This window comes from Pseudomonas haemolytica (assembly GCF_009659625.1).
In the GTDB taxonomy this organism is placed as follows: Bacteria; Pseudomonadota; Gammaproteobacteria; order Pseudomonadales; family Pseudomonadaceae; genus Aquipseudomonas; species Aquipseudomonas haemolytica.
Genome location: NZ_VOIW01000003.1, coordinates 667693 through 685236, shown reverse-complemented (window position 1 = coordinate 685236; position 17544 = coordinate 667693). Strand labels below are relative to the sequence as shown.

The window sequence follows — 17544 nt, the reverse complement described above, 5'->3', positions numbered from 1 at the left end:
CCTTCGCGAGCAAGCCCGCTCCCACAGAAGAGCAGGCATGAATTTAGAGAGGGATTAAGCGTAGGTATCGATCAAGGTGCCGAGCATTTCATCCGAAGCCTTGGCGACTTTCGCCCCCAGCTCGACTTGAAACTTGCCCTGGGCCATTTCCACCATATTGCTCGCCGAGTTGGACGGCTGGGCGCGGTCGTTGGCTTGCAGACGATCACTTTGTGCACCCGATGGCTGGGTCGTCGCGGCGCTGGCAATCTTGCCGGCCGCCTGGTCGACACGGTTCTGCCCGGTCTGAATGCTGCTCAGGCCCGAATAAAACGCGCTGCTTCCAGAGATTTCCATGGCGTAAGCCTGCCTTTAGAGAATCGTGAAACTGGATTGAAGCAGACATCCTGGCAAAAGGCCCGTCAAAAACACTAATGGCATATTGCCTTAGTGATAGCCAAAATCAGTCAAGCAGGTCCAGTTCCAGGTACTCGGCCACCGCGGCGGCCCCGGCATGCTTGAGTTTCGGCACCCGCCCCAGGCAAGGCGCCGGCAAGCGCTCAGCCAGGGTGGCGAGGTTTTCTTCCAGACGAGAGGTCTTGGGGTCGATAATGTTCGCCACCCAGCCCGCCAGCGGCAAGCCGTCCCGGGCGATGGCTTCAGCGGTGAGCAGTGCGTGGCTGATACACCCCAGGCGCACGCCCACCACCAGGATCACCGGCAGCTTGAGCGCTATGGCCAGGTCCGACAGGTTGGCCTGGTCAGCCAAGGGCACGCGCCAACCACCCGCGCCTTCGATCAAGGTGAAATCCGCTCCACGTGCCAGGATGTGCTGCATCGGTTTGAGCAACGATTGCACCGTCAGCGCGACACCCGCCTCGCGCGCGGCCAGATGCGGCGCGATCGCCGGCTCGAATGCCACCGGGTTGACCTCGGTATAACTCAGCGGTACTGAACATTCGGCCAGCAGCGCCAACGCATCGGCATTGCGCAGTCCTTGGGCAGTCAGCTGGCAGCCCGACGCCACCGGTTTTCCTGCCGCCGTGCTTTTACCCGCCAGCCTGGCCGCATGCAACAGGCCAGCGGCGATGGTGGTCTTGCCCACATCGGTGTCGGTGCCGGTGATGAAGTAAGCGGCGCTCATAAAGGTTTCTCCAATACGGCGTACACCACTTGATAGGTGGCGGGCAGGCCCTGAGCCTGACGGAACTGCTCGTAAGCGTCTACCAGTGCAACAATCCGCGCGCGCCCCGTCAACCCTCCCGGGCGGCCCGGGTTGAGGTTATGGGCGCCCAACGCCTTGAGTTCGTGGGTCAGGCTGCGCACGTCCGGGTAATGCAGCACATGGGGCTGTCGCTCCAGGCTTGCCACTCGTAAACCACTGGCCGCACACAGCTGTTGATAAGCGTCGAAAGTGCGGAAGCGGTTGACGTGAACCAGGCCATCCACGGCCCGCCAGCTTTCGCGCAGCTCACCCAGGGTACCGACGCACAGGCTCGCGAAGGCCAACACACCGCCTGGTTGCAGCACACGAGAAGCCTCGCTGAGCACGGCATCAAAATGTGCACACCACTGCACCGCCAGGCTGGAAAAGATCAGTCCGCAACTGCTCGTCTGCAACGGCAGGCGCTCGGCGTCACCGGCGACAAAGTACGCGGCGCCACCCAATGGCCGCGCATGGTTGAGCATGCCCTCGGCGATATCCAGCGCCACACCTTGGCTGGCAGGCAAACGCTCGCCCAATACGCGGCTGAAATAACCCGTGCCGCAGCCCATATCCAGCCAGCGTTGGGGCGAAACGTCGGATGGCAAACGGCTGAGCAATTCATGCCCCACCGCCCGCTGCAACTCGGCCACGCTGTCGTAGCTGGCCGCCGCACGGGAAAACGAGGCCGCGACCTGGCGCTTGTCCGGCAAGCCCCCTGGCAAGGGAGGATGGGATAAATCAGTCATCAACACACTCATGCAAAAAAGCCTGGATGGCCCCCGCTACACCGTGGGGGTCTTCCAGAAGAAACGCGTGACCGGCCTGTTCAATCAGGCCGACTTCTACATCAGGGAGCAATGCCAGCAGGTCGCTGGCGGCTTCGGCAGGCACCAGCCCATCCAGGCCGGCAAACAGATGCAACTGCGGCCCGCGAAATGCCTGTAAGGCCGCCCGCGTATCCAGTTGGGCCAGCAGCTCCAGGCCGGGCATCAATACGCTGGGGGCGGTATTCGGCGCACCGCTGACCAGCAACCGCGACAGCCCGCGAGGGTCTTCGGCGCCCTTGGCACACAACAGGCCGAAGCGCTTGAGGGTGACTTGGGAGTCGGCGTGGCAGCCCGCCAGGAATGCGTCGAAGGTCTCGGCAGGCATCGCGTGGGGCCAACCGTCATGGGCGACGAAGCACGGGTTGCTCGCCAGGGTCAGCAAACCACAGCAACGTTCGCCACGGCGCGCTGCCAGCTCTGAAGCGAGCATGCCGCCCAGGGACCAACCACCGAGCCAGACGTTGTCCGGCAGCGTCGCATCGAGTTCGTCGAGCCACTCATTCAAATCACTGGAGTCCAGCGCTGGCAGAGGCTCGACCTGTACCCGCAGGTGTTCGTCCAGGCCGTGCAATGCCGCGGCCAACGGCTCCAGCGGTGACACACCAAGGCCCCAGCCGGGCAGCAATATCAGTCGATTACGCATGGTCGGGCTCCGAGGTGCCTAACAAGCGGAAACATTCTTCGAGTCCGTTTAACAATAGCTGCACCTGCGCCTCGCTGTGGGCCGCGGTCAATGTCACCCGTAAACGGGCACTGCCGGCGGGCACGGTAGGCGGGCGGATCGCGGTCACCATCAGGCCACGCTCACGCAACATGTGCGACAGGCGCAACGCCCGGGCGCTGTCGCCAATCAGGATCGGCTGGATCGGCGTAAAGCTGTCCATCAATGCCAGGCCCATCTGCTCGGCGCCCTGGCGGAACTGGCGGATCAACCCGTTGAGATGATCACGCCGCCAATGTTCGCTGCGCAGCAGCTCCAGGCTTTTGAGGGTGGCGCAGGCCAGTGCCGGTGGTTGGCTGGTGGTGTAGATATACGGGCGGGCAAATTGGATCAGGCTTTCGATCAACGCCTCACTGCCCGCCACAAACGCCCCGGCGGTACCGAAGGCTTTGCCCAAGGTGCCAACCAGCACCGGCACCTCCTCCTGGCTCAAGCCGAAATGCTCGACAATGCCACCGCCATGGGCGCCCAGCGGGCCGAAGCCATGGGCGTCATCCACCATCAGCCAGGCACCTCTGGCCTTGGCTTCACGGGCCAGCGCGGGCAGGTCGGCCAGATTGCCGTCCATGCTGAACACACCATCGGTGACCACCAGCGTATTGCCGGTGGCCTTCTCCAGGCGCTTGGCCAGACTGACAGCGTCGTTATGCAGGTAGCGGTTGAAACGCGCCCCGGACAATAAACCGGCATCCAGTAATGAAGCGTGATTGAGACGGTCTTCCAGCACCGTATCGCCCTGCCCCACCAATGCTGTTACCGCACCGAGGTTGGCCATATAGCCGGTGGTGAACAGCAGTGCCCGCGGGCGCCCCGTGAGGTCGGCGAGAGCTTCTTCCAACTCATGGTGCGGCGTGGCGTGCCCCACTACCAAATGCGAAGCACCACCGCCCACGCCCCAGCGGGATGCACCAGCGCGCCAGGCCTCGACCACCTGCGGGTGGTTGGCCAGGCCCAGGTAATCGTTATTGCAGAACGCCAACAGCGGTTGGCCATCCACCACCACTTCCGGGCCCTGCGGGCTCTCCAACAAGGGGCGTTGACGATAAAGGTGTTCGGCACGGCGGGCAGCGAGGCGTGCGGAGAGATCAAAAGACATGCTGGCCTCGATTTGGCGGGTTCAACTGGATCAAATAATGTGGGAGGGGGCTTGCTCCCGATAGCGGTGGTTCAGTTACAGATACTGAGACTGACACACCGCTATCGGGAGCAAGCCCCCTCCCACATTGGGATCCCATTTCAATCAGACGACAGCGTTGTAGAACTGCTCGCTGCTCTTCTGCTCCACCAACGCCTGCTCAATCGCCGCCTGGTGCACTTCATCAGCGTGCTCTTCACGGGCTTCCGGCAGGATGCCCAGGCGTGCAAACAATTGCATGTCCTTGTCAGCCTGGGGGTTGGCGGTGGTCAGCAATTTGTCGCCGTAGAAGATCGAGTTGGCGCCGGCAAAAAACGCCAGGGCCTGCATCTGCTCGTTCATGGCTTCGCGGCCGGCGGACAGCCGCACGTGGGATTGCGGCATCAGGATGCGCGCCACCGCCAGCATGCGGATGAAATCGAAGGGGTCGATGTCGTCGGCGTTTTCCAACGGTGTACCGGCAACCTTCACCAGCATGTTGATCGGCACCGACTCGGGATGCTCCGGCAGGTTGGCCAGTTGGATCAGCAGGTTGGCACGGTCGTCGAGGGACTCGCCCATGCCGAGGATACCGCCCGAGCAGATTTTCATCCCCGAATCACGCACATAGGCCAGGGTTTGCAGGCGCTCGCTGTAGGTGCGGGTGGTGATGATCGAGCCGTAGAACTCCGGCGACGTATCGAGGTTGTGGTTGTAGTAGTCCAGGCCCGCCTGGGCCAGGGCTTCGGTCTGGTCCTGATCGAGGCGCCCGAGGGTCATGCAGGTTTCCAGGCCCATGGCCTTCACCCCTTTGACCATCTCCAGCACGTAGGGCATGTCTTTGGCCGACGGGTGTTTCCACGCTGCGCCCATGCAGAAACGCGTCGAACCGATGGCCTTGGCGCGGGCGGCCTCTTCGAGGACCTTTTGCACTTCCATCAGCTTTTCTTTTTCCAGGCCGGTGTTGTAGTGGCCCGACTGCGGACAATATTTGCAATCTTCCGGGCAGGCGCCGGTCTTGATCGACAGCAGGGTCGACACCTGCACGCGGTTGGCGTCGAAATGCGCGCGGTGCACGGTCTGCGCCTGGAACAACAGGTCATTGAACGGCTGCACGAACAGGGCTTTGACTTCGGCTAAAGACCAATCGTGACGCAGGGTGGCAGAGGTGCTGGCGCTCATGGGCGATTCCTTGATTATGCTTTGGCAAGCGCTGCGGGAAGGGCAATACCCACAGGCACGACACGGATGCTCGGCATATTTAAGGAAGATTCATGCACTGTCAACCTGAGTACAAGCACCAAGTTTACATCTGGTCAAAAAGTATACAAACCTGCCTGATCTGCGATGAATGCACTGAAGCGGCTGAAAATGTGTGCAACGTCTGCGAAACAGAACTGCCATGGCTGATGGAGCAGTGTGAACGCTGTGCCCTGCCCTTGCCGATGGACGGCTTGCTCTGCGGCCAATGCCAAAAACATCCACCCGCCTTTAACCAGGTCGTCGCCCCTTGGACCTACAGTTTTCCCATCGACACCCTGATCAGCCGCTTCAAACATCAGGCGCGTTGGCCGCTGGGGCACATGCTCGCGCGCCTGCTCACGCAACATCTGCAACACCGCTTCGATAACGCCGAACTCAGCCGCCCCGACTGCCTGCTGCCGGTGCCCATGGCACGCAAACGCCTGCGCGAACGCGGCTTTAACCAAGCACTGATGGTGGCGCGTTGGCTCAGTGCTGCCCTCGATATTCCCCACAATGAACACCTGCTGTTGCGACCTCATGAAACCGTCGCGCAGCAAGACCTTGATGCCAGGACGCGCAAACGCAACCTGCTAAACGCCTTCGCCCTGGCCCCCGGCACTCAGGTAGCAGGCCAACATCTGGCGCTGGTAGATGACGTACTCACCACCGGCGCCACGGCCCACGCCCTGGCGCGGCTTTTGGTGGCCGCCGGTGCACGCCAGGTCGACGTTTATTGCCTGGCCCGCACGCCCAAACCCGGCACCTGACTTGACTCCCTTGCGCCAGGGCGGCAACGTCCGTTCATCTCATCCAAGCGTATGCCCATGTCTCTGCCCAGCCCTCTCAACCAACACATCATCCGTCGCCCCCAGCGAATTGCCTTGCTGGGGCACATCGCCGAGCAGGGTTCCATTACCCGTGCGGCCAAAAGCGCCGGGTTGAGTTACAAGGCCGCCTGGGACGCCATCGACGAACTGAACAACCTGGCGCAAAAACCGTTGGTTGAACGCAGCGTCGGTGGCAAGGGCGGTGGCGGCGCCAGGCTGACGCAAGAAGGTCAACGGGTGCTGCGCCTCTATCAGCGCCTGCAAGTGTTGCAGGCCCAGGTACTGGGTTCGGACGAAGCGGCGAGCGACTTCAACCTGCTGGGGCGCCTGATGCTGCGCACCAGTGCCCGCAACCAATTGCACGGCCAGGTCAGCGCTATCGACAGCCAGGGTCGCAACGACATGATTCGCTTGCAGTTGGCCGGTGGCCTGCATCTTGATGCACAGATCACCCACGACAGTACCCAACGACTGGAACTGCAGGCCGGCGTGGAAGTGGTCGCCCTGATCAAGGCCGGATGGCTCGAACTACTGGCGATCGGCCAGCCTGAAACACCTGGACACAATTGTATGAGCGGTGTGATCGAGACGATTCTCGGCGCCGAAGATGGCCCCAGTGAGGTGCGTATCTCTCTGCCCAACGGCCAGGTGTTATGCGCGCTGGCCCAGCCCGCCGCACTCCAGGCACTCAACGCTGGCGAAGGCCAGCCGGTCCGTGTGCAATTTGCCCCCAGCAATGTGTTGCTGGGCACGCCGGTGTAGCGGGCGAACGTCTTCAAGCTGCAACAATCTGGTCACAAGCGCTGCTTAAGGTGTCTGCAAAAACCGCAGGGAGCCTGAGATGAGCCTATTAGAAGAAAACCACGCCACCGATCTTGAACAGATGGTCGGCCTCACCCGCCGTCGCTTTATCGGCGCAGGCGCCCTGTGCGGTGCGGCGATGTTTCTGGGTGGCAACCTGCTGAGCCGCAGTGCCCTGGCCGTGAATGCCGCTTCTGCCAGCCCGCTGCTGGGGTTCACCAGCATCGCCGCCGCCACCAGCGACACCATCACCTTGCCGCCTGGCTACAGCGCGTCGGTGCTGATCAGTTGGGGCCAGCCGCTGCACAAGAACGCGCCGGCTTTCGATCCGTCCGGCAATGGCACCGCCAAGGCCCAGGAACAGCAGTTCGGCGACAACAACGACGGCATGAGCCTGTTTCCCTTCCCGGGCGACAACAACCGCGCACTGATGGCGATCAACAACGAATACACCAACTACCGCTACCTTTTCCCCCACGGTGGCGCGCCGCAATCGGCCGAAGATGTGCGCAAGGCCCTGGCCAGTGAAGGCGTGTCGGTGATCGAAGTGCGGCGCAAGGGCGACACCTGGCAGTTCGTACAGGACTCGCGCTACAACCGGCGCATCCACGGCAACTCACCGATCCGCCTGAGCGGCCCCGCCGCCGGCCATGACTGGCTGAAAACCCGCGCCGACAAAACCGGCAAGAAAGCCCTCGGGACATTCCAGAATTGCGCCAACGGCAAGACCCCATGGGGCACTTACCTGACCTGCGAAGAAAACTTCACCGACTGCTTCGGCAGCAGCAACCCCCAGCAAGCCTTCGACGCCGGGCAGAAGCGCTATGGCGTGGTGGGCGCCAGTAAAGACATCAACTGGCATCAGCATGACCCACGCTTCGACATGGCCAAGAACCCCAACGAACTCAATCGCCATGGCTGGGTGGTGGAAATCGATCCATTCGACCCGCAATCCACTCCGGTCAAGCGCACGGCATTGGGCCGTTTCAAGCACGAGAACGCCGCTCTCGCCGAGACCCGCGACGGCCGCGCCGTGGTGTACATGGGCGACGATGAACGCGGTGAGTTCATCTACAAGTTCGTCAGCCGCGACCCGATCAACCACCACAATGCCAAGGCCAATAAACACCTGCTGGACCACGGCACTTTGTACGTGGCGATCTTCGACGCGGGCGACGGCAACGCCGACCACCCCAAGGGCAAAGGCCAATGGGTAGAGTTGACCCACGGTAAAAACGGTATCGACGCCAGCAGCGGTTTCGCCAACCAGGCCGAGGTGCTCATTCACGCCCGCCTGGCTGCCAGCGTAGTGAAAGCCACGCGCATGGACCGCCCGGAATGGATCGTGGTCAGCCCCACTGACGGCCAGGTCTATTGCACCCTGACCAACAACGCCAAACGTGGCGAGGAAGGTCAGCCCGTGGGCGGGCCCAACCCACGGGAGAAAAACATCTACGGCCAGATCCTGCGTTGGAAAGCCGACGCCGATAACCACGGCGCCACGGACTTCAGCTGGGACCTGTTCGTGGTGGCCGGCAACCCACGCGTGCACGGCGGTACACCCAAGGGCGGCTCATCCAATATCAACCCACAGAACATGTTCAACAGCCCCGATGGCCTGGGTTTCGACAAGGCCGGGCGCTTGTGGATCCTCACCGATGGCGACTACAGCAACGCAGGCGAATTTGCCGGCATGGGTAACAACCAGATGCTGTGTGCCGACCCGAGCACTGGGGAAATCCGCCGCTTCATGGTCGGGCCAGTAGCCTGTGAGGTGACGGGGATCAGCTTTGCGCCGGACCAGAAGACCTTGTTTGTGGGGATTCAGCATCCGGGTGAAACCGGTGGTTCGACCTGGCCGGAGCATCTGCCGAATGGCAAGCCGCGTTCGTCGGTGATGGCGATTCGGCGGGATGATGGTGGGATCGTCGGCGCCTGATAGGGCCTCATCGGGAGCAAGCCCCCTCCCACACTTGATCGGGTTCACACGGTCAAAATGTGGGAGGGGCTTGCTCCCGATGGCAATGGCACAGCCGCCCCCTATCTCAAGCCCGGTGCGTTACCATACCCGGCCCGACGCGGCGCCCTGCTGCGCGCAGGAGTTCGCATGGCCCACCCGTTTGAAACACTCACCCCTGACCTGGTTCTCGACGCTGTCGAAAGCATCGGTTTTCTCAGCGATGCTCGCGTTCTGGCGCTCAACAGCTACGAAAACCGCGTGTACCAGGTGGGCATCGAAGACGCCGAACCGCTGATCGCCAAGTTCTACCGCCCCCAGCGCTGGACCAACGAGGCGATCCTCGAAGAGCACCGCTTCACCTTCGAACTGGCCGAATGCGAAGTCCCAGTAGTAGCGCCGCTGATTCACAATGGCGAAAGCCTGTTCGAACACGCGGGTTTCCGCTTCACCCTGTTTCCGCGCCGTGGCGGCCGGGCGCCGGAGCCGGGTAATCTCGACCAGCTCTACCGGCTCGGGCAGTTGCTGGGTCGTTTGCACGCGGTGGGTTCCACCCGCCCGTTTGAACACCGCGAAGCCCTGGGCGTGAAGAACTTCGGTCACGATTCCCTCAACACCCTGCTTGAAGGCAACTTCATTCCCAAGAGCCTGTTGCCGGCCTACGAGTCCGTGGCCCGTGACCTGCTCAAGCGCGTGGAAGAGGTGTACAAGGCCACGCCGCACAAGAACATCCGCATGCACGGCGATTGCCACCCCGGCAACATGATGTGCCGCGACGAGATGTTCCATATCGTCGACCTCGATGACTGCCGCATGGGCCCGGCAGTGCAAGACCTGTGGATGATGCTCGCCGGCGACCGCCAGGAATGCCTGGGCCAGCTGTCGGAACTGATGGACGGCTATCAGGAATTCCACGACTTCGACCCACGCGAACTGGCCCTGATCGAACCCCTGCGTGCCCTGCGCCTGATGCACTACAGCGCCTGGCTGGCGCGGCGTTGGGATGACCCGGCGTTCCCCCACAGCTTCCCGTGGTTCGGCAGCGAGCGGTATTGGGGCGATCAGGTACTGGCGTTGCGTGAGCAGTTGTCGGCGCTCAACGAAGAACCGCTCAAACTCTTCTAATGTAGGAGGGACTTGCTCCCGATAGCGGTGTGTCAGGTGCCATATTTATAAACTGACAGTCCGTCATCGGGAGCAAGCCCCCTCCCACATAAAGCAAAAAGCAAAGCAGGTCCCATACGCTGACAAATATCCTTACAATTGCGCTTTGTAAGCTGCCTAAGCAAGGATTCTGCAATGCAAGCCGCCAACCCTCGCAAGGGGTACATCCTGGGCCTGAGTGCCTACGTCATCTGGGGTCTGTTCCCGCTCTACTTCAAAGCCATCGCCAGCGTACCCGCCGCAGAGATTATCGTGCACCGCGTGCTGTGGTCGGCGCTGTTCGGCGGTTTGCTACTGATGGTGTGGAAACACCCGGGCTGGTTCCGTGAATTGCGCGACAACCCCAAACGCCTGGCGATCCTCGCACTCAGCGGTTCGCTGATCGCAGCTAACTGGCTGACCTACGTGTGGTCGGTGAACAGCGGGCGCATGCTCGAGGCCAGCCTGGGTTACTACATCAACCCGCTGGTGAATGTGCTGCTGGGCATGCTGATTCTCGGTGAACGCCTGCGGCGCCTGCAGTGGATAGCGGTGGGTTTGGCAGCGGTGGGCGTGGCGCAACAGGTCTGGCAGGTCGGCAGCTTGCCGTGGGTGTCGCTGGTGTTGGCGTTGACCTTCGGCTTCTACGGTTTGATCCGCAAGCAGGCGCCGGTCAAGGCATTGCCCGGGCTGGTGGTGGAGACTTGGATGCTGGTGCCGATTGCCGTCGCCTGGTTGCTGTTCAATCCGTCGGCCCACAGTGCCCAACTGGAATTCTGGAGCACCTCTGAAGCCTGGTGGCTGGTGGCAGCGGGCCCAGTGACCCTGATCCCACTGGTGTGCTTCAACGCCGCCGCCCGGCATTTGCCCTACACCGCACTGGGCTTTTTGCAGTACGTGGCGCCGACCCTGGTGCTGCTGGAAGCGGTATTGCTGTTCGGCGAACACCTGGCACCCAGCACGCTCATTGCGTTCGCCTTTATCTGGGCCGGCCTGGTGGTATACAGCCTGGACGCCTGGCTGAGCATACGCAAACGCTGATCAAATAACGTACAAACCTCTGCAAGCCACAGCTTTCGTGGCTTGCAGCGTTCCACCCCAAGGTTATCCACACCCTGATCCCCGCCATGTGTGCACAAGTCCTTGAAACTGTTCGTTTTTTGCTCAGCTGACGGAGAAGCCCGGCCAGCGTGGCCTGGCGCCGGGTCTCTACAGGTTATCCACAGGCCCATGCAAGATTTCCATGCATAACCTTGTGGATCGTTACTCTTCCTGACGCAACTCCACCATCAAGTCATCGGCCAGGGTCTCAAGCGCCGCCTGCAAGGTTTCCAACGACATACTCGCCGGCACCTGCAGCAACGCTTCGGCGTTAAACAATGGATCACCACTCATGGGCGCCGGCCGTACATCGGTGCTCAGGCGCTCCAGGTTGACGCCCTGCTGGCTCAACAGCGCGGTGATCTCGCGCACGATGCCCGAGCGGTCATTGCCCACCAAGGTCATCAGGATCGGTTTGGATGCCGATGCCTGCCCGCTGCTGCCCTCGCCCACCAGCACACGAATGCCATGTGTGGATAAGTCCTCCAGCGCGCCAACCAACGCCTGGCGCTGCTCTGTCGGCACGCTGACCCGCAGGATCCCGGCAAACTGCCCGGCCATGTGGGCCATGCGGCTTTCCAGCCAGTTACCGCCGTGGGCGGCAATGTTCTGCGCAATGCGTTCAACCAGGCCGGGTTTGTCGGCGGCGATAATTGTGAGTACAAGATGGTCCATGGCAAAGCCCTCTGGAATTCAATCTACAAGGTGGACCCGGGCGCACTCGAAAACAAATCGTGTACCATTTTTATATTTATCTGGAACAATCTAATGGTTTTTTGAGAACATCCGGTTCTCCGCTGTGACCGTACGACCAAAGTGGGTCGCTAAACGACGTATTTAGTCTAATTTTCACAACCGCAAGTCATCATGTAGTATGCCCAACCGTGCACTACATAATGAAAATCTGAAAAAGCGCATAAGCTCCGCAGAGTGAGGCAAGCAATGACTGAACACGTTCAAGTCGGTGGCCTGCAGGTCGCCAAAGTCCTGTTCGACTTCGTGAACAACGAAGCCATTCCCGGTACCGGCATCACTGCCGACCAGTTCTGGGCCGGTGCCGACAAGGTCATCCACGACCTGGCACCGAAGAACAAAGCCCTACTCGCCAAACGCGACGATTTCCAGGCGCGGATCGATACCTGGCACCAGACACACGCAGGCAAAGCCCACGACCCGGTGGCCTACAAAGCCTTCCTGCAAGACATCGGATACCTGCTGCCAGAAGCCGCAGACTTCCAGGCCTCGACCCAAAACGTCGACGACGAAATTGCCCGCATGGCCGGCCCCCAGTTGGTAGTGCCGGTGATGAATGCCCGCTTCGCCCTCAACGCTTCGAATGCACGCTGGGGCTCGCTGTATGACGCGTTGTATGGCACCGACGCCATCAGCGAAGCTGGCGGCGCCGAGAAGGGCAAGGGCTACAACAAGGTACGTGGTGACAAAGTCATCGCCTTCGCCCGTGGGTTCCTCGACGAAGCTGCGCCGCTCAGCGCCGGCAGCCACGTTGATTCCACTGGCTACAAAATCGTCGATGGCAAGTTGATCGTCAGCCTTAAAGGCGGCAGCAACAGCGGCCTGCGTGACGATGCCCAGTTGATCGGTTTCCAGGGCCCCGCGGCCGAGCCGATTGCGATTCTGCTCAAGCACAACGGCCTGCACTTCGAAATCCAGATCGACGCCAGCACTCCGGTCGGCCAGACCGATGCGGCCGGCGTCAAAGACGTGCTGATGGAAGCCGCGCTGACCACCATCATGGACTGCGAAGACTCCGTCGCCGCCGTGGATGCCGATGACAAAGTGGTGATCTACCGCAACTGGCTCGGCCTGATGAAGGGCGACCTGGCCGAAGAAGTGGCCAAGGGCGGCAAGACGTTCACTCGCACCATGAACCCTGATCGCGTCTACACCGGCGTGGACGGCCAGGATGTGACGCTGCACGGCCGTTCGCTGCTGTTCGTGCGTAACGTTGGCCACCTGATGACTATCGACGCGATCCTCGATAAAGACGGCAACGAAGTGCCGGAAGGCATCCTCGACGGCCTGCTCACCAGCCTGGCGGCGATCCACAGCCTCAATGGCAACAACACGCGCAAAAATAGCCGTACCGGTTCGGTGTACATCGTCAAGCCGAAGATGCACGGCCCGGAAGAAGCCGCGTTCACCAACGAGCTGTTCGGTCGCATCGAAGAGGTGCTGAACCTGCCGCGCAACACGCTGAAAGTCGGGATCATGGACGAGGAGCGCCGCACCACAGTCAACCTCAAGGCCTGTATCAAAGCGGCCAGCGAGCGCGTGGTGTTCATCAACACCGGTTTCCTTGACCGCACCGGCGACGAAATCCACACCTCCATGGAAGCCGGCGCGATGGTGCGCAAAGCGGCCATGAAAGCGGAAAAATGGATCGGCGCGTATGAGAACTGGAACGTCGATATCGGCTTGAGCACCGGCCTGCAAGGTCGTGCGCAAATCGGTAAAGGCATGTGGGCCATGCCCGACCTGATGGCTTTGATGCTTGAACAGAAAATCGCCCACCCACTGGCCGGTGCCAACACCGCTTGGGTACCGTCGCCTACCGCGGCGGCGCTGCATGCACTGCACTATCACAAGGTTGATGTGTTCGCCCGCCAGGCCGAACTGGCCAAGCGCGAGCGCGCCTCGGTGGACGATATCCTCACCATTCCCCTGGCCAGCAACCCCGATTGGTCCGAGGAAGAGATCCGCAACGAACTGGACAACAATGCCCAAGGCATCCTGGGTTATGTGGTCCGTTGGATCGACCAGGGCGTCGGCTGCTCGAAAGTGCCGGACATCAACGATGTCGGCCTGATGGAAGACCGCGCCACCCTGCGAATTTCCAGCCAGCACATCGCCAACTGGTTGCGCCACGGCATCGTCAACGAAGCTCAGGTGATGGAAAGCCTCAAGCGCATGGCGCCGGTGGTGGACCGTCAGAACGCAGATGACGCGTTGTACCGCCCATTGGCGCCGGATTTCGACAGCAACATCGCGTTCCAGGCCGCGGTGGAGTTGGTGATTGAGGGGACCAAGCAGCCTAATGGGTATACCGAACCGGTGTTGCACCGTCGGCGTCGGGAGTTCAAGGCTAAAAACGGCCTGTAACTGAAAAAGCCCTGATCGAGAGATCAGGGCTTTTTTGTTGGTTTGAGGGTGACTGAACTGGCGCTATCAGGGGCAAGCCCCCCTCCCACATTTTGAACTGCGAACACTTTTAGAATGTGGGAGGGGGCTTGCTCCCGATAAGGCGATCACAGCCTCACAAAAATCAGGAAGCCATCCCCAACTCGCGCTTGACCAACTTCGCCAACTTCACGCTATCAATCGGCTTGAGCAAAAAATCCACCACACTCAAGTGCATCGCATCGATCACATCCGGCGCTTCCGCGTCGCCCGACATGATGATGATCGGCAACGCCGCACGGGTTGACTCACGCACCTGGCGGATCAACTCCAGGCCATTACTCGGCGCCATGCGCAGGTCGGTGATCAACAAACCGATGGAGCTGCTTGATTTCAACAAATCCCATGCCGCCTCGCCACTGTCGGCGGTCATGCAGCGAATACCGTCCAGCCCCAGGATCTCCGCCAGCAGTTCACGCGCATCCTTGTCGTCGTCCACGATCAATACACGTTGGGGCGGTAAATCAGGCTCGAGCATCACGGCGCTCAGCGCCTCGCGCTCGGCGTCACTCAAAATATCGTGGTCGGGCATACGTTTCTCAGCAGTTCTAATCAATCTCCCAGCACACTCGTCAGACATCTGCGGAAGGGCGAACAATGTGCACTTCGTCGGAAAGTTTGCCTAGTGGGCGTTCTACGGGGTTTGGACGATAGTCATGTAAGGTTTTTCCCTAGTTTTGCGCGGTTTTCATCCACCTAGACTTACGTCCAATGGGCACCCGCCGTGCAGGAGTCGACCATGCAGCACGATAACGACAAAAAAACTGCGGTCACTGTTATGAGTAAAGCTGATGCATTCGCACAAGCAGGGAAAACTGCTGTGTTGCAGAACATTCACGGCACCCTGCAATTCCTGCAACGCTTCCCGCCGTTCAACCAGATGGAACAGGCGCACCTCGCGTTTCTGGTGGAACAGTGCCAACTGCGCTTCTACGGCCCCGGCGACAGCATCCTCAAACCGTCTGGTGGTCCGGTTGAGCACTTTTATATCGTCAAGCAGGGCCGCGTCGTCGGTGAACGGCCAGACTCGGCGGACACCACCTTCGAAATCACCACTGGCGAGTGCTTCCCCCTCGCCGCGTTGCTGGGTGAACGCGCTACCCGCACCGAACACAAAGCGGCCGAAGACACCTTTTGCCTGCAACTGAACAAACCCGCTTTTATCAAGCTGTTCGCCCTTTCCAGCCCGTTTCGTGATTTCGCCTTGCGCGGGGTCAGCAGCCTGCTCGATCAGGTCAACCAGCAGGTGCAGCAAAAAGCCGTGGAAACCCTCGGCACTCAATACTCGCTGAACACCCGCCTGGGCGAATTGGCCATGCGCCACCCGGTCACTTGCAGCCCATACACGCCGTTGCGTGAAGCGGTGACGTTGATGCACGAGCAGCAGGTCGGCAGCATTGTGATTGTCGACCAGCACAAGGCGCCCCTGGGCATCTTCACCCTGCGTGATTTGCGCCAGGTGGTGGCTGATGGCACCAGCGATTTCAGCCAGGGCATTGAAGCCCATATGACTCAGGCGCCGTTTTTCTTGAGCCCGGACCACAGCGCTTTCGACGCGGCCATCGCCATGACCGAGCGGCATATTGCCCATGTGTGCCTGGTCAAAGACCAGCGTCTGTGTGGCGTGGTGTCCGAGCGTGACCTGTTCTCCTTGCAACGTGTAGACCTGGTGCACCTGGCCCGCACCATCCGTAACGCGCCCCGGGTGGAAAACCTGGTGGCGATTCGCGGTGAAATCGGCCAGTTGGTGGAGCGCATGCTCGCCCATGGCGCGTCGTCCACCCAGATCACCCACATCATTACGCTGCTCAACGACCACACCGTGTGCCGGGTGATCGAGTTGACCCTCGCTGAAAAAGGCGACCCCGGCGTGCCATTCAGTTGGTTGTGTTTCGGCAGCGAAGGTCGCCGCGAACAAACGCTGTACACCGACCAGGACAACGGCATCCTGTTCGAGGCCAAGGACGCCGTCGAAGCTGCCGAGATTCGTGGCCGCTTGCTGCCTCTGGCGCAGCACATCAACCAGAGCCTGGCGCTGTGCGGCTTCAGCCTGTGCAAGGGCAATATCATGGCCGGCAACCCCGAGCTGTGCTTGTCCCGAGTGGAATGGGCGCGGCGCTTCGGTGCGTTTATCCGTGAAGCAACGCCGGAGAACCTGCTGGGCTCGAGCATTTACTTTGATTTGCGTGTGGTGTGGGGCGACGAGCAGGGTTGCGAGCAATTGCGCCAGGGCATTCTCGACCAAGTCGCGGATAACCGCTTGTTCCAACGTATGTTGGCCGAAAACGCGTTACGCCAGCGCCCACCGGTAGGGCGTTTCCGCGAGTTCGTGCTGACCCGCAAAGGCGGCGAAAAAGCTACCCTCGACCTCAAGGTGCAGGGCCTGACCCCGTTCGTAGACGGTGCGCGCCTGCTGGCCCTGGCCAATGGCATCCACGCCAATAACACCCTGGAGCGCCTGCGCCAGCTGGTGGACAAGCAAGTGATCGAGCCGCTGGATGGCGCCGCCTATGAAGAGGCCTACCACTTTATCCAGCAGACGCGCATGCAGCAGCACCAGTTGCAGACCCGCGAGAACCAGCCCTATTCCAACCGCGTCGACCCCGATAGCCTCAACCATCTTGACCGGCGCATCCTGCGTGAATCCCTGCGCCAGGCCCAGCGCCTGCAAAGCAGCCTGACCTTGCGGTATCAACTGTGAGTTTGTTCGGCTGGTTGCATAAGAAAAAACCTGGACTGAGCGCGGTGCAGCAACAGCGCCTGGCGCAATTGCCCAAGCCTCGCGTATTGGGCGACGACTCATTGCGCAGCCAGCGCTGGGTGGTGGTGGACCTGGAAACCAGCGGCCTGAACCTTAACCGTGACCAGGTGCTGTCCATCGGCGCCGTGGTCATCGAGGACGGTGCGGTGGATTTCTCCCAACTGTTTGAACGCACCCTGCAACGCTCCGACACCAAGCTCAGCCCCAGCGTGCTGATCCACGGGCTGGGCCCCAGTGCCATCGCTGCCGGCAGCGATCCGGCCGAGGCGTTGCTGGATTTCATGGCGTTTGTGGGCGACAGCCCGTTGCTGGCCTTCCATGCGCCCTTCGATCAACACATGCTAGGCCGGGCGCTCAAGGACAGCCTGGGTTATCGCCTGGCCCATCCCTTTCTGGACGTGGCCGACCTGGCGCCGCTGTTGTGCCCCGACACCACGCTACGCGAGGCCGGGCTGGACGACTGGCTCAACCATTTCAAGCTCCAGGCCGGCGAACGCCATCACGCCAGCGCCGATGCTCTGGCTACGGCGGAGCTGATGCTGATCCTGTTCAGCCGTGCCAGGCTGCAGCAGATCGACACGCCCCGCGCGCTGCAGGAGCGTTTGGCCCAGTGGAAACGGCGTCAACAAGCGCCATCGTTTTAACGTCATCTCCCGACAGACG

General features: G+C 61.2%; 16 protein-coding genes. 8 read left to right on the top strand and 8 right to left on the bottom strand.

The annotated features are described in order from the left end of the window. Nucleotides 1-54 precede the first annotated feature (54 nt). From FRT59_RS13560 to bioB, 6 genes are all read right to left on the bottom strand, one after another. Nucleotides 55-336 (bottom strand): hypothetical protein, encoded by a 282-nt coding sequence (locus FRT59_RS13560; protein WP_034116104.1) that lies wholly within the window; start codon nt 334-336, stop codon nt 55-57. A gap of 106 nt (nt 337-442) precedes the next feature. Continuing rightward, on the bottom strand, nt 443-1123 hold the full coding sequence (bioD, locus tag FRT59_RS13555) for a dethiobiotin synthase (protein ID WP_153837526.1): 681 nt from the start codon (nt 1121-1123) through the stop codon (nt 443-445). Then, the gene (gene bioC / locus FRT59_RS13550; RefSeq protein ID WP_153837525.1) at nt 1120-1932 is read right to left on the bottom strand and encodes a malonyl-ACP O-methyltransferase BioC; all 813 of its coding nucleotides are present in this window, start codon (nt 1930-1932) and stop codon (nt 1120-1122) included. The genes bioD and bioC overlap by 4 nt, the downstream gene beginning before the upstream one ends. Further along, nucleotides 1925-2656, bottom strand: a complete 732-nt coding sequence (locus FRT59_RS13545) for an alpha/beta fold hydrolase (protein WP_153871425.1) — start codon at nt 2654-2656, stop codon at nt 1925-1927. The genes bioC and FRT59_RS13545 overlap by 8 nt, the downstream gene beginning before the upstream one ends. Beyond that, a complete protein-coding gene (bioF, locus tag FRT59_RS13540; protein ID WP_153871424.1) occupies nt 2649-3830 on the bottom strand; it encodes an 8-amino-7-oxononanoate synthase in 1182 nt (393 codons plus the stop codon). The genes FRT59_RS13545 and bioF overlap by 8 nt, the downstream gene beginning before the upstream one ends. Nucleotides 3831-3974: 144 nt before the next feature. Further along, nucleotides 3975-5030: a biotin synthase BioB gene (bioB, locus tag FRT59_RS13535; RefSeq protein WP_014720209.1), complete on the bottom strand. Its 1056-nt coding sequence runs from the start codon at nt 5028-5030 to the stop codon at nt 3975-3977. Nucleotides 5031-5122: 92 nt separating this feature from the next. Between bioB and FRT59_RS13530 the strand changes: the two genes are divergently transcribed. The 5 genes from FRT59_RS13530 to rarD all read left to right on the top strand — a co-directional run bounded on the left by FRT59_RS13530 (nt 5123) and on the right by rarD (nt 10862). After that, on the top strand, nt 5123-5860 hold the full coding sequence (locus FRT59_RS13530; protein WP_034116109.1) for a ComFC family protein: 738 nt from the start codon (nt 5123-5125) through the stop codon (nt 5858-5860). A gap of 57 nt (nt 5861-5917) precedes the next feature. Continuing rightward, nucleotides 5918-6682, top strand: a complete 765-nt coding sequence (locus FRT59_RS13525) for a TOBE domain-containing protein (protein ID WP_034116110.1) — start codon at nt 5918-5920, stop codon at nt 6680-6682. 79 nt (nt 6683-6761) lie between these two features. Further along, nucleotides 6762-8660, top strand: a complete 1899-nt coding sequence (locus FRT59_RS13520; protein ID WP_153871423.1) for a PhoX family protein — start codon at nt 6762-6764, stop codon at nt 8658-8660. Nucleotides 8661-8828: 168 nt separating this feature from the next. Then, nucleotides 8829-9803, top strand: coding sequence for a serine/threonine protein kinase (locus tag FRT59_RS13515; protein WP_034116112.1), 975 nt, complete (start codon nt 8829-8831; stop codon nt 9801-9803). 174 nt (nt 9804-9977) lie between these two features. Beyond that, entirely contained in the window at nt 9978-10862 is an 885-nt protein-coding gene (gene rarD / locus FRT59_RS13510; protein WP_034116113.1) for an EamA family transporter RarD, read from the top strand. 222 nt (nt 10863-11084) lie between these two features. Here the strand turns inward: rarD and FRT59_RS13505 are convergent, their stop codons facing one another. Continuing rightward, nucleotides 11085-11597: a glycine cleavage system transcriptional repressor gene (locus FRT59_RS13505; protein WP_034116114.1), complete on the bottom strand. Its 513-nt coding sequence runs from the start codon at nt 11595-11597 to the stop codon at nt 11085-11087. A gap of 267 nt (nt 11598-11864) precedes the next feature. Between FRT59_RS13505 and FRT59_RS13500 the strand changes: the two genes are divergently transcribed. Continuing rightward, nucleotides 11865-14042, top strand: a complete 2178-nt coding sequence (locus FRT59_RS13500) for a malate synthase G (RefSeq protein ID WP_153871422.1) — start codon at nt 11865-11867, stop codon at nt 14040-14042. A 163-nt stretch (nt 14043-14205) separates the two neighbouring features. Here FRT59_RS13500 and FRT59_RS13495 read toward each other — a convergent pair whose 3' ends face one another. Beyond that, complete coding sequence (locus tag FRT59_RS13495; protein ID WP_034116116.1) at nt 14206-14652, bottom strand: response regulator; 447 nt, start codon at nt 14650-14652, stop codon at nt 14206-14208. A 246-nt stretch (nt 14653-14898) separates the two neighbouring features. On the opposite strand from FRT59_RS13495, the gene FRT59_RS13490 reads away from it, so the two are divergent. Together FRT59_RS13490 and FRT59_RS13485 are read left to right on the top strand one after the other, a co-directional pair. Then, nucleotides 14899-16821: a putative nucleotidyltransferase substrate binding domain-containing protein gene (locus FRT59_RS13490; protein WP_153871466.1), complete on the top strand. Its 1923-nt coding sequence runs from the start codon at nt 14899-14901 to the stop codon at nt 16819-16821. After that, nucleotides 16818-17525: a 3'-5' exonuclease gene (locus FRT59_RS13485; RefSeq protein WP_162524803.1), complete on the top strand. Its 708-nt coding sequence runs from the start codon at nt 16818-16820 to the stop codon at nt 17523-17525. Before FRT59_RS13490 ends, FRT59_RS13485 begins: the two co-directional genes overlap by 4 nt. Nucleotides 17526-17544: the final 19 nt, after the last annotated feature.